The 13,662-nt window shown below is 56.2% G+C and carries 14 protein-coding genes; 5 read left to right on the top strand and 9 right to left on the bottom strand.

Going from position 1 to position 13,662, the window contains the following annotated elements; all coding sequences use genetic code 11:
• Positions 1-11 precede the first annotated feature (11 nt).
• Positions 12-1,094, top strand: coding sequence for a Gfo/Idh/MocA family oxidoreductase (locus VGH19_15575; GenBank protein HEY1172787.1), 1,083 nt, complete (start codon positions 12-14; stop codon positions 1,092-1,094).
• A 32-nt stretch (positions 1,095-1,126) separates the two neighbouring features.
• On the opposite strand, the gene VGH19_15580 is transcribed toward VGH19_15575, so the two are convergent.
• The 7 genes from VGH19_15580 to VGH19_15610 form a co-directional block, all read right to left on the bottom strand.
• On the bottom strand, positions 1,127-1,702 hold the full coding sequence (locus tag VGH19_15580; protein ID HEY1172788.1) for a lytic transglycosylase domain-containing protein: 576 nt from the start codon (positions 1,700-1,702) through the stop codon (positions 1,127-1,129).
• 125 nt (positions 1,703-1,827) lie between these two features.
• Positions 1,828-2,859, bottom strand: coding sequence for an MlaD family protein (locus VGH19_15585; GenBank protein ID HEY1172789.1), 1,032 nt, complete (start codon positions 2,857-2,859; stop codon positions 1,828-1,830).
• 9 nt (positions 2,860-2,868) lie between these two features.
• Positions 2,869-3,630, bottom strand: a complete 762-nt coding sequence (locus tag VGH19_15590) for an ATP-binding cassette domain-containing protein (protein ID HEY1172790.1) — start codon at positions 3,628-3,630, stop codon at positions 2,869-2,871.
• Complete coding sequence (locus VGH19_15595; protein HEY1172791.1) at positions 3,627-4,373, bottom strand: ABC transporter permease; 747 nt, start codon at positions 4,371-4,373, stop codon at positions 3,627-3,629. Before VGH19_15595 ends, VGH19_15590 begins: the two co-directional genes overlap by 4 nt.
• 3 nt (positions 4,374-4,376) lie before the next feature.
• A complete protein-coding gene (locus VGH19_15600; protein ID HEY1172792.1) occupies positions 4,377-5,846 on the bottom strand; it encodes a hypothetical protein in 1,470 nt (489 codons plus the stop codon).
• Between the two features lie 266 nt (positions 5,847-6,112).
• Positions 6,113-8,833, bottom strand: a complete 2,721-nt coding sequence (locus VGH19_15605) for an MMPL family transporter (protein HEY1172793.1) — start codon at positions 8,831-8,833, stop codon at positions 6,113-6,115.
• Between the two features lie 99 nt (positions 8,834-8,932).
• Positions 8,933-9,304, bottom strand: coding sequence for a YbjQ family protein (locus VGH19_15610; protein ID HEY1172794.1), 372 nt, complete (start codon positions 9,302-9,304; stop codon positions 8,933-8,935).
• Between the two features lie 189 nt (positions 9,305-9,493).
• Between VGH19_15610 and VGH19_15615 the strand changes: the two genes are divergently transcribed.
• The 4 genes from VGH19_15615 to VGH19_15630 all read left to right on the top strand — a co-directional run bounded on the left by VGH19_15615 (position 9,494) and on the right by VGH19_15630 (position 11,791).
• Positions 9,494-9,889, top strand: a complete 396-nt coding sequence (locus VGH19_15615) for a hypothetical protein (GenBank protein ID HEY1172795.1) — start codon at positions 9,494-9,496, stop codon at positions 9,887-9,889.
• Between the two features lie 110 nt (positions 9,890-9,999).
• Positions 10,000-10,539: a hypothetical protein gene (locus tag VGH19_15620; GenBank protein ID HEY1172796.1), complete on the top strand. Its 540-nt coding sequence runs from the start codon at positions 10,000-10,002 to the stop codon at positions 10,537-10,539.
• 13 nt (positions 10,540-10,552) lie between these two features.
• Entirely contained in the window at positions 10,553-11,125 is a 573-nt protein-coding gene (locus VGH19_15625) for a hypothetical protein (GenBank protein ID HEY1172797.1), read from the top strand.
• 3 nt (positions 11,126-11,128) lie between these two features.
• Positions 11,129-11,791, top strand: a complete 663-nt coding sequence (locus VGH19_15630; GenBank protein ID HEY1172798.1) for an SGNH/GDSL hydrolase family protein — start codon at positions 11,129-11,131, stop codon at positions 11,789-11,791.
• 53 nt (positions 11,792-11,844) lie between these two features.
• Here the strand turns inward: VGH19_15630 and VGH19_15635 are convergent, their stop codons facing one another.
• Together VGH19_15635 and VGH19_15640 are read right to left on the bottom strand one after the other, a co-directional pair.
• Positions 11,845-12,279 (bottom strand): hypothetical protein, encoded by a 435-nt coding sequence (locus tag VGH19_15635; protein ID HEY1172799.1) that lies wholly within the window; start codon positions 12,277-12,279, stop codon positions 11,845-11,847.
• A gap of 359 nt (positions 12,280-12,638) precedes the next feature.
• Entirely contained in the window at positions 12,639-13,661 is a 1,023-nt protein-coding gene (locus VGH19_15640) for a type II secretion system protein (GenBank protein ID HEY1172800.1), read from the bottom strand.
• Position 13,662: the final 1 nt, after the last annotated feature.

A 13,662-nucleotide genomic window follows, 5' to 3' on the forward strand; every position in this document is an offset into this window, starting at 1 on the left:
CGAAATACATCATGAACCGCCGCGATTTTATCACTGGTTCGGGAGCTGCATTAGGTGCGGCGGCATTGTTGCCACACACGGTACTCGCCCAACCCGCAGGGCGATCAGGCAAAATCAAGATCGGCCAGATCGGAACGGGTCATGCGCATGCAGCGGGCAAGCTCGCGGCCATCCGAAAATTCCCGGAACACTTCGAACTCGTCGGCGTGGTAGAGCCTGATCCTGAGCAGCGTGAGAAAGCGATGCGCGACAAAGCGTATCAAGATGTCACCTGGCTTACAGAGGAGCAATTGCTCAACAGCAAAGGACTTCAAGCAGTTGCCGTGGAGACGGAAGTGAAAGACCTGCTGAACACGGCGGAGAAATGCATCGCGGCAGGTAAGCACATCCATCTCGACAAACCGGCGGGTGAAAAGTTTTCGCATTTTCAAAAGATCGTGGAGAATGCGCGCAAACAAAAGCTCACCATCCAGATGGGTTACATGCTGCGCTACAATCCGGGCGTGCAGCTCTGCTATCGCGCCGCAAAGGAAGGCTGGCTGGGACGTGTATTCTCCATTGAGGCGGCGATGAGCAAGGCGTTGGATAAAAATTCTCGCGAGGGGTTGAAGCGTTATCCAGGTGGTGCGTTGTTCGAGCTGGGCTGCCACGTGCTGGACTCGGCCATCTATGTGTTGGGCAAGCCACAAAAAGTGACCGCGTTCAACCGAAGCTCTTCCTCTGCCAACGATGGCTTCGCCGACAATCAGTATGCGGTATTGGAATATCCACACGCGACGGCGGTGATCCATAGCGCGCTCGTGGAAGTAGGCGGCGAAGCGAGGCGGCAATTCACTGTGAGCGGCGAGCAAGGCACGGTGGAAGTGCGTCCGCTGGAAGCACCGAAGGCCCGCATGTCATTGGACCGCGTGCAAGGCGATTACAAGAAGGGCTGGCAAGACGTGGAGATGCCGAAGATGGGCGGCCGCTATGATTTGGAATTTCTGGATCTGGCGGCAGTCATCCGTGGTGAGAAAGCGTTCGCGTGGAGCTATGACCACGACCTCGCGGTGCAGGAGACGTTGTTGAAGGCGAGCGGGTTGAAGGTAGACTAATTTTCAAGCGAAGGAAAGCCTTCACGCGTGAATCATCTTTGCGCCGGCTGCGCTGTCGGGAATTCCGCCTGGTAGTGTTTGAACCGCTCCGCTACGTCGATGATGTATTGCTTTGTACCGGGGTAATCCATCGCAGTCATGAAGGCCGCGCTGTTGGTTGAAGCCGCTCCTTTGTTCCAGCGCAGCACATGGGTGCGACCCGCATTGTAGTCTGCCAGTGCATAGGGGAGCGGGTCATCTGTGTGCAGATAACGGCGCATCAATTTGCGCAGATACCAGGTGCCCGCGAGCGTGTTCAGTTTTGGGTCAAGGAGGTCTTTGTGTTCGAAGCCTTTTCGCTTCTCCGCTTCCGCCCATTCCATGGCGGCAGGTTCACGGATCTGCATGAGGCCGAGCTCTTGTGCGGAGCCTCGTGCATCGGCATCGAAACGGCTTTCTTTCCAAACCACCGCTTTGATGAGCGCCGGGTGCATGCCGTATTTGGTCGCGGCAGCCACGATCTCATTATCGTAGCGATGCTCTTTCTTTTGTGTCAGCCACAAGAATAGGAAGAGACCGTCCACAAGCGCGAGCACCAGGAAGAACCAGAGCCATTTGCGCTTGCGCATGGGGAATCAACGATTAGGGAATCACCCCTCACCCCGGCCCTCTCCCCTCCGAGGGGCGAGGGAGAAGAGGTAGCGTGTCATGATGGACACGCCTTAAATTACGGAAATTTCGCTTAGCAGCTTGTTTAGAACAAGCTGTTCACCGCCGTGCCCAGCACGCTGAGCGGGCCGGTGTCTTCCAAGCCTTCGGTGGCTTTCTCCACCTTTTGCAGCGTCATCTTCACGTTCTTGTAGAAGCTCTCGTCGTTGACGAGCTTGCCGACAGAGCCTTGGCCTGAATTGATCTTCACGAGGATCTCTTTCAGATTCACCATGGCCGTGGTGGTTTCGTTGTAAAGCGTTTCATCCTTCAACAATTTGCCCATGGAGCCTTTGCCTTCGTTGATATCGTTCACGACTTTACGTGCATCGGTAAGTGCGCCTTCAGCCTGACCGAGTGCGCGGTTCGCGTTACCCACAATCGTGCGGGCTTCGCCGATGGCCACTTTGATATCTTCCGCCGTGGCGTTCAATGTGTTCACCGCGCCTTTGGCGTCGTTGAAGAGGCTTTCATCCGTCAGGAGCTTGCCGACGGTGCCTTTGCCTTCCGCCATCTGCGTGGAGACGTTCTGGAGGTTGCCGAGGATGATGCTCAGCTTGGGATTGTTCTCTTTCAGGAAGTCCGTCATCGGCCCGAGCACGTTCTGGATGCTGTCACCGCTGAAGCTCTTGGTGACGTTCTCGATGCCGGTGGCCACGTTATCCAGCTTGGCCATGATGGCGCTGAGGTCAGCCTGCTCGAGGGTCTCGATCGTGCCATTGTCTTCGAATTTAGTCGGTGCCATGCCGAGATTGATAGAGACGAAGTTCTGGCCCATGAGACCGGCGAACTTGATCGCGGCCTTGGCGTCCGTCTTCACCGGCACGCCTTCATTGATCTTCATGGTGACCTTCACCTTGTCGTCCTCGAAGGCGATCTTATCCACGCGACCGACTTCCACGCCGGCCATCTTCACGGGATCGCCCACTTTCAGCTCCTGCACGTTGGCGAAAAGGCCGTTCAGCTTGTAGCCGCGTTTGAAGAGGTTGGAGGCGCCGACCATCTCAAACAGGATGAAGGCGGCGATCATCGCAAGGGCGAAGAACAGGCCGAGCTTGGTTTCGAGCGTGTTTTTCATAAGGCTGCTTTAATTTAAATTTTGGAAACTGGCGTTAAGAAATTTTTGGATCTGCGGATCTTTGGACTGCTGCAATTCCTTGGGCGTCCCTACTTGCAGGACTTTACCCTCGTGCATCACGGCGATGCGATCGGCGATGCCGAAGGCGAGGTCACGATCATGGGAAACGACGATGGAGGTCACATCGCTCTGCTCATTCAGGGTTTTGATCTCCTGGCCGATGGTGACGGCGATGAGGGGGTCCAGCTCGCTGGTCGGTTCATCATAGAGGATGACTTGCGGATCGATGACGAGCGCACGGGCGATGGCCACGCGCTTCTTCATGCCTCCGGAAAGTTCCTCGGGCATGCGATGCTCCTGCCCTTTCAGACCGAGCGCCTCGAGCTTCTCCTTCACCAACTTGTCGATGTCTGTCTGCGGCATGAGCCGGTGCTCGCTCAAATAGAGGCCGACGTTCTCCGCCACTGTCAAAGAGTTCAGCAAGGCGCCTGACTGGAAGACCATGGCCAGGCGGTAGCGCTCCAGCATATCGGGCGATTTGATGGAGTGATCGTCGATCAGCACATCGCCGGAATCAGGTGTCTCGAGACCGATGAGGTGTTTGAGCAGCACACTCTTGCCGCTCCCGCTGGGCCCCATGATGACGAAGATCTCACGCGGCTTGATCTGCAGGTCGATGCCATGCAACACCTCAACGCCATGGAAACTCTTGCGGAGTCCCTTAACCTCGACGCTGACGCTGGGGTGCTGATTGGAGACAGCCTGGCTCATAGATTAAAATACAGGAGAATACGGGTGAGCACGTAATCCAGGATGAGGATCATCACGATGGAGTTCACCACCGCCTTGGTGACGGAACGGCCGATGCCGCGCGGTCCGCCGATGGTCTGCAAGCCTTGATGGCAGCAGACGACACCAATGGTCACCGCGAAGACGAAACTTTTGATCAGGCCGTTTACCACATCGCTGACCTCCACCACATTGCGCAAATTATTGAAATAGGTGGCGAACGAGATGCTGATGTCTTTGTTGAACACCGAGACGAGTGCGCCGCCCATCCAGCCGACCATCACCGCGAAGACCACGAGCATGGGCAGCGCCAGGCTGATGGCAACCACGCGCGGGAGGACGAGGTATTGGATGGGATTGATGTTCATCGTCTTCAAGGCATCGATCTCCTGATAGACGCGCATGGAGCCGATCTCCGCGGCCATCGCAGAGCCGATGCGGCCGGTGATGAGCACCGCCATCATCACAGGGGCGAGTTCTTTGCAGACGGAAATGCCGACGATACCGCCGATCAAGCCGGCCAGGCCGCGCTCGACCATCACCGGACCCGTCTGGAGGGCCAGCACACCGCCGATGAAGAGGGAGAGGATGCACGCCATGAGGAGACTGGCGTTGCCGATCTCAAAGAGCTGCTCGAATGTCTTCAGGCGCTGCCGCCACAACTGCGGGAGCGACTGCAGCGTGCGCCAGAAAAGGATGATCATTTCGCCGATGTCCTGAAACATAGTCTATGACTTCGAGTTTGCGCCTTCCTGCACGGCAGGTTTCGAGCCAGTCGCCTTTTTGCCCAGCGGGATGTAGAACAACCGGTATTGCCGGGTCTCAGGCGTGGATTGATACTGGAAAAGACCGAACAGGAGCGAGCATTTTGTCTGCTCCGGGGATTTGTCCTTACGATAGAGATTCCACAAGAGCGAGTGGCTGGAGGCCTGTGTCTTGGGGTCACGCTCCGTGCGCCAGATGGACCAGAGCGGCGAGTAGCTGCGCTCGATGCTCTTGTTGTTCGGCAACATCGGTTCCAGCGGAGCAAGGATCTGGAGACGATACTTGTCATCCAAGCCCTTCTTCGAGGTGAAGAAGGGCCAGAAATCCACGCGACGCATGTGCTTGCCCGTATCGGTGTTCCGCTCGATCAAGTCAGAGTAGAGGAAGAACATGACGCGGGAACGTTCGCGGTCCAAGGGCGCGGACCGGATGCGGTTGTACTTCCACACCGGCCAGAGGTAGAAATCACTTTGCTTGAAGGAATTCTTCGCTTTGCCGAAGAGCGGCCAGACACGGTTCACCACTTTTTCACCGCGGGCGAAAACGATGAGGGGCCAGGGGAGGCCATACTCATGGTATTTCTTTGCGCGATCATCCGTGTAGGTGAAACCGAGCGGCCAGGGGAAGGTGTAGGAATCGCGCAAAGGGGACTCGTAGATGCTGTAGAGGGGCAGCAATACGCGAACTTTTTGAGGATCATCCGTACCGAGATTCAAGTCGTTATGATGGTAGAATGGCCAAAGGGCGAACCACTTGTCATGGGCAGCGACAGGCTCGACGTCACCGAAACCATTCGTCTTGGTGGTCATGCCTTTGAATTCATGGCCGAAGATAGGCCAGAACTGCCAGCCGCTCAAATTATCCCCTTTGCGCAGATGGAAGATGGGATAGATGTAATTATCCGTGACCACATCTTTCTTGCGGCTCTGTCCATAAATGGGGAAGGCCACGAAATGGATTTCGTCGCGGAACAGGCGGTTCTTCAACGTGCCATAGAACGGGAAGAATGCAGTGTAGTTATGGTTCGTATCCGGCGAGCGTTGCTGAAAATAAAAAGGGAACAGTGTGAAGCGGTCTTTCGGCACTTCTTTGTCCAACGTCTTGCCTCCTGCAAAAGCGAACACTTGGAGGATATGGAATCGATACTCCGCGCCGAAACGATCATAGCTGACGAGCGGGTATAGAACATCCATCTCCGTCATATCCATCTCAGGATCGGTAGTGCGGGCAAAAAGAGGCGGGATGGCCCACAGGTTGTTGCCCTGGCTTTGCTGGTGGTAAAAAAGTGGTCCTAGCAGTTCGAACCGTTCGCCAGGTTGCAATGTCAAAGGGAAGACATGCGCCAACAACCCGGCCGAGAGGCTGTTGGTCTGGGCCGAGGCCGGGCGGGCGAATATGGCCAGCAGGACGGTCAGCAGAGTTAAATAGCGCAATGTCATTGACTTGTGTGGGCGCAAAGCCGGGCTAACTTTACGTTGCCTAGGCCAACCGTCAAGGAAGGTAGTGACGGATAGGAACGGAATTCAGATGCTCTACATCAAATCACTATATCGTTACCGTTTCCGCCAGTTTCCATATATTGACGCCTTTTTTGCAAAAACAGGGTTTGACTTTTTATTCACACTTTACTAATTTTGCACAATTCGATTGAGGCAATTACCTCGGTTCCTCCCGGCCCAGTGGCAATAGTGCATTATTGTCACTGGGTTTTTTGTATCTTCCAGCCCGTTCGCGAGAGGAAAATCAACAATGCGGGCAGGAATGTTATCGATGCAATCATGCTGGCAGCGACACCGAGGGACATCACCCAGCCTAAACTCTGTATGCCTTGGTGCTTGGCCAAAATAAGGCTGCCGAAGCCCGCCACCGTTGTCAGTGCCGAAACGATCACGGCCTTGCCTGTGCTCTTGGCCAAAATGCTGGGATTCTGTTCTTCCGCGAACCGGTTCAAGATATGGATGCCGTTCGTCACGCCGATACCCACCACCAGCGGTAATGTCATGATGTTCGCGGGGTTGAAGGGAATTCCAAATGTGCCCATAATACCGAGCGTCCACATGCTGCCTAACAACACGGGCAGCAGCGCCAGGATCACACACACGAGCGATCGGAAATGGATGAGCACCATGATGGCGATGGCGATGATCGCATACCAGGCGGCTTCTTCATAACTTCTGCGTAGGAGGTCGGTGTATTCGAGCAACTGCACCGGTGTGCCGGTGATGATGGGATGATTGGTGCCTTGCGGATCCAGCGTCTGGCGCAGTTCACCCACGAACTTCTCCTGCACATCGCGCCGCCAAACATCATCTTTCGGATACGCCTGGATGAGGTACTTGCCGCCCACACCGATGAAACGATTGCGCAAAGCGGGCGGCAGATCTTCCGCCCTGAGCGGCGCGCTGTCATCCTGCGTCTTCAAGGAGGCAAAGGTTTCGCGCAGATCTTGCAGCAGGGCCTGCTGGTAAAAGGCGACCTGGTAGGAATTGAACTCCTTGTTTCCCGCGTTGATGCGATTGCGCAATTCACCGACGGCTTTCCAGATGGATCGCAGGCCGGCTTCCATTTCCGGCTCGTTCTTGCCCTGGATCATCTCCAGAGCTTTGCCGAAGTAACCTTGCAGAGAGTAAAGCGTCAGGCTCAGGTCATTGATGTTAGCCTTCCGGTCATCGATGCTGGCGAAGTGGATGTCCGCCACGGCCTCCTTCACTTTTCTGACATACTCCAGCTTGCGCGTCTGGTCTTCCGAGAGGTAGCGGCTCATGGACTGCACATCCGCCACCGAGGAAAGGCCACGCAACTTTTTCTCGATCTCGATCGCCTCCGGCAAGGTGTCCGCGACGATCGCGCCGTAAAGCACGGAGTTGGAGGCGGAGTTGATCAGCTTCTTCTCATACACCACGGCGGGCAAACCGTGGGATTGCATGTTCAGCAGGTTGTAATCGAAGATCACGTGTCGCGCCTGCCAGAAACAAAGCGCCGTGAGGAGCACCGTGGCCGTCAGCACCAGTTCCGGGCGGTCCAGCCAGAGGCGTTCGATGCGCTCGCGCCGGTCTTCTTTGGGCGGATGCACGTGATCGATCACGTTCTGGCGCCCGCGCAATAGCAGGGCTGGCAGCATGGTCATCATGGGTATGAGGCAGACAAGGAGACCGCCACCGGCGATGACGCCCATCTCCTGGATGCCCTTGAAGTCCGTGAAACTCATCGCGAAAAACGCGCCCGCAGTGGTCAGACAGCCGGTGAAGATGCCCAGGCCGGTGTTCACCATGGCCTTGTGCAAGGCGCTTTGCTGGCTGGCGCCATGGCGCAACTCCTCCTCGTAACGCGTCACGAGATGCACGCCGAAATCAATCGCCAGACCGATGAGCATCGGCGCAAAGGTGATGGTGAGGATGTTCAGATGGCCTACGGCCAAAGTGGTGTAACCCATGGTCATGCCAAGCCCCATGATAAGGCAGATGGTCGCCTTGATGGGCCGGCCAGATTCTTGATATCCGTAGATGAAGATCAACGCGCAGAGGATCAGCGAGACGATGCTGGCCACCATCGTATCCTTTTGGGATTGGTTCATCTCGTCCAGCTCCAGAACGGATTCCCCCGTGATGCCTGCATTCACCCCCGGCACTTGTTGTTGAATCTCTGCCACTAATGCACGCAAGCGCCGGATGGCGGCACCCACTTCCTCAGGATCGGCCGCTTGAGCGGAGACGAGATAAAGGCGCCCGCCATCAAACGTGATATAAATCTTCTGCTCGGCCTCCTGTCCCTGTCCGAAGAGCGCGTTCACACCCGGTGAAGGCGGCATGCCGGGACGGTCCATCGAATCCTTCGCCTGCTTGATGATGCGCTGCAGTGCGGGCAGGGACTCCAGCATCGGCTTGATGTCGATGTTGGTGTTCATGCCCGCCGCGACGAACTGGCGGTTCATCTGCTGAAACATCGAATTCAGATTCGTGGCCTGGGCGAAGGTCTGGATAAAGGGCTTGTACTCCAGCAGCGTATGGTGAAGTTCCCCCAGTTGCTCTTCCGGCACGAAAAGGAGGGCCTTTGGCCCCATCAGTTTCAGGTCGCCCTTGTAAAAGACATCCGCGAAATGATTCGTCTCCGCCTCCATGCGGGCGCCGAGACGTTCGACGAACTGGCGGTTCTTCTCCGTGCGATCGCTTTCCACCACCACCACCAGATCATCCTGCCGGGGAAACTGTTCCTTATACTTCAGGAAGTTCTGGTGATACTTCTTGTCCCCGCCGACCAGGTCATTCCGCTTCGTGCTGAAGCCGAGGAATTTGACGGTGATGCCGACGCACAGGATGAAGACCAGCACCATCGGCCAGACGAACAATTTGGGCTTTTGGTAGACGACTTCAGCCAGCCGGTTCAGCAGCTTTTCGGCAAAGGATTGTTTCGGTGCGGACATGGCGGAATCAGGCGGTCACACCGGTCTCTGCATTGGTATAAGGCGTTATCACGTTCTTTGATCCCGGTTGCCCCTGGTTTTCACATGGCGTTCTTCAACTCAAGCACCGGGAATGGGCGGCACAGGCATGTTTTTCTGTTCCGTTTCCACCTGGACCGCGGTGCCGTAGCATAGCACCTCTGTGATGCCCACGCCAATCTCTGTGGCGTCATACCGCACACCGATCACCGCATTGGCGCCCATCTCACCAGCCTGACTAAGCATCTGGCGGAAGGCGTCATCACGTGCCTGCTCGCACAGACTGGTATAGAGCGTGATGTTCCCGCCGAAGAAGGCCTGGATGCTCGCGCCCATGTTTCCAATAGCCGAACGCGAACGCACCACGATGCCGCGTGCCACTCCGCAGTTGCGGAGGATGCGGTAGCCCGGCAGTTCAAAAGCCGTGGTCGTGAGCGGATGCGTAAAACTCATACGGTCGCGGGATTCAATACCAGCGGGCGAGGAAAGACAATTTTTGATTCAGCAAACCTTTGGACAATCAGATGTGTAGAATGGACTCGATTCGGTGTGCTTTTTCAGCAGACTTGGATGCCATGGAAGCCAGCGCTGTTTGGGTTAAGGTAAGGAAATAGCAATTTTATAAAGGATATGAACCCCGGGATGAGAAACGCGTTGGGGATATATGCCCTGATCGCTGCAGGAATGATGGTGGTCTTTGTTAAAGATTTTTGGGATAAGCCCGTGTGGGTAACGGTTGCGATTCTTTTATTTGGGCATGGTGTGACGGGGGTAATGCAATCGTTTCGTGAAATCTCACCCGCAGAAAAGAAAGCTGCTGAAGTCTTCGCACAACAATATCCGCAGCTCGAAAATGGAGGAATGACAGTTCAGGCAGAGGAGAAAGACCGGGTCATCATCTTGGTTTATCACTGGGAAAAGGGCGGCCTGCCGTCCAAACCTTGCGCTTTAAAAATGTTTTCCGTGGCCAAGGATTTGAGTGCGGTCGAAGAGCTGGCGTGGGAACCGGGTTCTCCCTATTGGTTCGGGCGGAAATAAAAAAGGTACGGTGCTTGTCCCCTCACCAAAAAAGGCTTGGCGTAGCGGTTGAATTATCAGGCAGATGCGCGCAACGTAATACCACGCACAAAGCAAGAGGCGGCCTCAGCATGAAGCTATTCTCTGATAAGCCCAAACCGATGGGACCAGTGGACGGGTGTCTGAAACTGGCCATCACTTTTGCGCAGGCACATGGTGCCACTAAGATCATATTTGGTGAGCCTCCGGCTGATGGTTGTCCGCGTACCCCTTCTCAAGCCCGCATGGAAGTGCCGATACCTTGGGCAGATGAAGATATGCTGCGGTTTAGCGGGGACAGGGCTACATATGAGCATAAGTGGGCACCTGGCCGTTCCTATCCCAATATTCCCATCTGGATGAAAACGGATCAAGGATACGAGGAAAGGCCAGCCGTGCATGGCGTTCTTTGGCTGCCCATGCTGACGATGCTGGATGAGTGGAACGGCAGGCTTCTTTATCACAACGGCGAAATCGAGGATTGCCCTGATGAGTTTAAGACAGCGGATGACAGTGCGTTCATGTCCTGTTTCATCTACGAATCCAGCAAAGACCGCCGCTCCAGGGTTTCACTTGGCATGGAGTCGAACTATTGTTTTTCTCTGACACTCAATCCGCTGCCGCCAGCATAAATATTTTAAAATCATGACACGCATTCTGCTCTTCATCGGTGCTTTGCTGGGCTCAATGCTTTTATGCGGCTGTCGCTCCGCTCAGGAAGCGAAGCCGTCATCGCCCTTGCCAACGGCTGCTCAGTCAGTGGCAAAACCAACCCCCAAGCCGCTTTACATGATTAGCGCAGGCGGACCGCATTCGGTCGTCGGCTTGGACCGGCCGCCAGAATCCAATCACGTGGCCATAGCTTTCTCGCGTCAAGGCGAAGCCAGCGGCATCTACCGCCTCACCAATCATGAACCGGTCCGGGTCTTGATCTGGAATGTGCGCGTGCAGGTTCCCGCCAAAGATTCCGGCACTGACGGCTTCGGTTGGAAAACAGTTCATGACGATTATCCCACCGGCCTCAAAGGTTATAACATTCCTCCCGGCGGTGCGGATGAGATTGAGGCACCTATGTTTGGCGCAGGGCCGTGGCGCGTCTGCGTGCTCTATAGCAAAGAGAAGCTCAGTCCCGATGGAAAATATAGATTCTATGGAAGTTACGAGATCGTCAGCCGCGAATTGAACGAAGACCAGTTACGCGGTCCGATGATCCGATAGCTTATGAATATCTCCGCTGCCCGCTTGTTACTGTTCGGTTTCTTGCTCATCCAATCGTCAGTCGCTTTCGCTGCCGAGCCGCGCACAGTCATCGTCTTCGGTGATTCCATCACGCACGGCAGTGCCTTGCCTAAGGAGCAACAGGGCCAGATCTGGATGGCGCTCATCCAGAAACAGACTGAGGGCAAACTCAAGCTGGTGAACGAGGGCAAGGGCGGTCGCCCGACGAATTCCGTGAAAGAGTTCGAGGCCATGCTGCTCAAGCACAAGCAGGCGGATCAGCTCGTCATCTCGCTCGGCACGAATGATTCGCGTGACATCACGGACCAATGCGTGCCCAAGGCGGTGACGAATATCACCGCCATGATCACCAAAGCGCGCGCAGCGTATGGCGAGAAGCTGCCGATCCTGCTGGTCGGCCCGCCGAACATTAACAAAGCCGCGCTGGGACCGACGAAGCCGATCGCCAATGAACGTGAAGGCAAGTTAAAGGAACTAGGAGCCGCGTTTGAGAAACTGGCTAAGGAGAAGAATTGCGATTACGTCAGCCTCTTCGGAGTGGTGCCTGACACCAGTCTCTTGAAGGACGGTGTGCATCCGGATGTGGCGGGAAATGTGCCGATCGCGGAGACGATTCTGCCAAAGTTGGTGGCGGTGAAAAAGTGAGCGGATTTCCTGAGGGACAACCTATTTTCCTGTGGCGTCAGGCATGACAGGCTTTAGAGCGGTTGCGGACCGGGGGGCGGCTGGCCTTGTCCTTGCGGGGGGAGCTGTACCACCTGCAGCGGGATGCGGGCGATAATGTTGTTATCCAAGCTCACATCGATGGAGTAGTGACCGGCCTTCTCGAACTTCAACCCTTGCAGGCTGAAGACCATGTTCATGCTGACGAAGAAAAGGTTCTCCGGCATGCGCACGTCCATGTTTGGTTCCAGACGGGGGAGGAGGTTGCGGCCGTCTTCATCGATCATGGTGACCCGGAGCTGGTGTTTTCCCTGGTCTTGGTCATGGAATACGATGCGCAGCGCGATGGAGCAATGCGGGTGGGTGGCCGGAAGATTGCGCACGCCGATGGTATCGAACGCACCGATCATGCACAGCTTGCCACCGTAATCAGCGGCGGAATCACAGAGGGCGGCTACTTGGACCTGCATATTGGAAATGGTCGCCGGTCAAGGGGACATGGCAAGGCGGAAATTTCGTTCGCTTTTCAAGGTTCCGGTTTTTGGGTTTCGAGCCGGAATTCACCACGGAGACAGCGGCAGCTTTGCCCCACCTTGATAAAGGGGGTTCAGGCGGATTTGGACGCTGTCTCCCCCTGTATAACCAGTAATGGTAATTCTCAGCACTTGGGGAGAGGAAGCCACCGTTCACATCGGTTGAGACGGCTTGCGGGTAGCCCGGTTCGAGACGAGGGCGATTAGTTGCTGGTGACTTGTGTGGTCACGAAAAAGCGGAGGCCACGAGGCCTCCGCTGCGCGCTACTACTTCTACCAACCTAAATTCGTCACGATCAATCCGTGGGATTGATGGTCCACATGCCGGTCTGGCGGGCAAGGGCGGTGTTGGTCTGGCCCAAGGTCTTGGCGGGCGCGAGGCTTTCCGCATGTCCGTCCACGAAGAGGTAGTCGATGTTGTCGTTGTGATAGGCTTTGCGATCGACGTATTGGATGTCCGTGGTGGTGGTGGTGCCGAAGTGGACATTGGCAGTATCAATGGTCTGGTTCTCCAGTGATCCTTGCTGGCAGGTGGATCCGCCGGTGCCGGAACTGGTATTGCGGCCCCGGATGATTTCCGTGAGGAGGATGGTGCCAGTGGGGTCACGGACGATGGCGTTGTTGATGTAGCGTTGACGGCGTGGCTCAGCCGCCAGGCCCCAACCATCGGTCCCCGTGTTGGCGGTCTCATCCTGCCAGGCCGCGCCGGGAGCATCACCATGATACCAGCGCAGGCCCACGCCCGTCTGGCTGGAGGGCGAGGGAGGCCACTGGGAAACGGTGGGGTAGAGGAAGGGAGCGGTGCCCGCGCCTGATCCCAAGATGTCCATGGAGTTACGGGGCATGGCGTAACTGCGGGTGGCGTCCGGGAAGCGGGTGTCCGAGGAGAACAGCTTGTTGGAGGGGCATTTGAGGACTTTGGCCGCAGGGGGATTCTGGATGTAGTTGGCGCTGTTGGCGTATTGGGTGCCGCCCTGCATCCGACGCGGTTCCCAAGCTTTCAGAGTGCCCATGGTCTCCGGACCGCCCATGTAGTTATGCATGTAATCATCCCAAGACCAGGCGACACCGGCCACCCAGCGCAAGACAGCGGGAGGGATGCGATCGCCGTTATCCGCGCCGTACATGGACATCATCACGCCGACCTGCTTGGTGTTACTCAGGCAGGTGTTTTGCAGGGCGCGGGCTTTGGCCTTGGCCAGGGCGGGGAGCAACATGCCGGCGAGAATCGCGATGATGGCGATGACGACCAGCAGTTCGATGAGGGTAAAGGCGCGAAAGAGCCTGATACCCGGAAGCGAGGGTGGTTTTTGTTTCATA

The sequence above is a fragment of the Verrucomicrobiia bacterium genome (assembly GCA_036405135.1).
Classification (GTDB): Bacteria; Verrucomicrobiota; Verrucomicrobiia; order Limisphaerales; family JAEYXS01; genus JAEYXS01.

Bases quoted from the DNA above. Each gene is read 5' to 3' on its own strand.
- VGH19_15630 (HEY1172798.1), top strand. From the start codon at position 11,129: ATGAATATCTCCGCTGCCCGCTTGTTACTGTTCGGTTTCTTGCTCATC.
- VGH19_15625 (HEY1172797.1), top strand. From the start codon at position 10,553: ATGACACGCATTCTGCTCTTCATCGGTGCTTTGCTGGGCTCAATGCTT.
- VGH19_15615 (HEY1172795.1), top strand. From the start codon at position 9,494: ATGAGAAACGCGTTGGGGATATATGCCCTGATCGCTGCAGGAATGATG.
- VGH19_15575 (HEY1172787.1), top strand. From the start codon at position 12: ATGAACCGCCGCGATTTTATCACTGGTTCGGGAGCTGCATTAGGTGCG.
- VGH19_15635 (HEY1172799.1), bottom strand. From the start codon at position 12,279: ATGCAGGTCCAAGTAGCCGCCCTCTGTGATTCCGCCGCTGATTACGGT.
- VGH19_15620 (HEY1172796.1), top strand. From the start codon at position 10,000: ATGAAGCTATTCTCTGATAAGCCCAAACCGATGGGACCAGTGGACGGG.
- VGH19_15640 (HEY1172800.1), bottom strand. From the start codon at position 13,661: ATGAAACAAAAACCACCCTCGCTTCCGGGTATCAGGCTCTTTCGCGCC.
- VGH19_15590 (HEY1172790.1), bottom strand. From the start codon at position 3,630: ATGAGCCAGGCTGTCTCCAATCAGCACCCCAGCGTCAGCGTCGAGGTT.
- VGH19_15580 (HEY1172788.1), bottom strand. From the start codon at position 1,702: ATGCGCAAGCGCAAATGGCTCTGGTTCTTCCTGGTGCTCGCGCTTGTG.
- VGH19_15585 (HEY1172789.1), bottom strand. From the start codon at position 2,859: ATGAAAAACACGCTCGAAACCAAGCTCGGCCTGTTCTTCGCCCTTGCG.
- VGH19_15605 (HEY1172793.1), bottom strand. From the start codon at position 8,833: ATGTCCGCACCGAAACAATCCTTTGCCGAAAAGCTGCTGAACCGGCTG.
- VGH19_15595 (HEY1172791.1), bottom strand. From the start codon at position 4,373: ATGTTTCAGGACATCGGCGAAATGATCATCCTTTTCTGGCGCACGCTG.
- VGH19_15610 (HEY1172794.1), bottom strand. From the start codon at position 9,304: ATGAGTTTTACGCATCCGCTCACGACCACGGCTTTTGAACTGCCGGGC.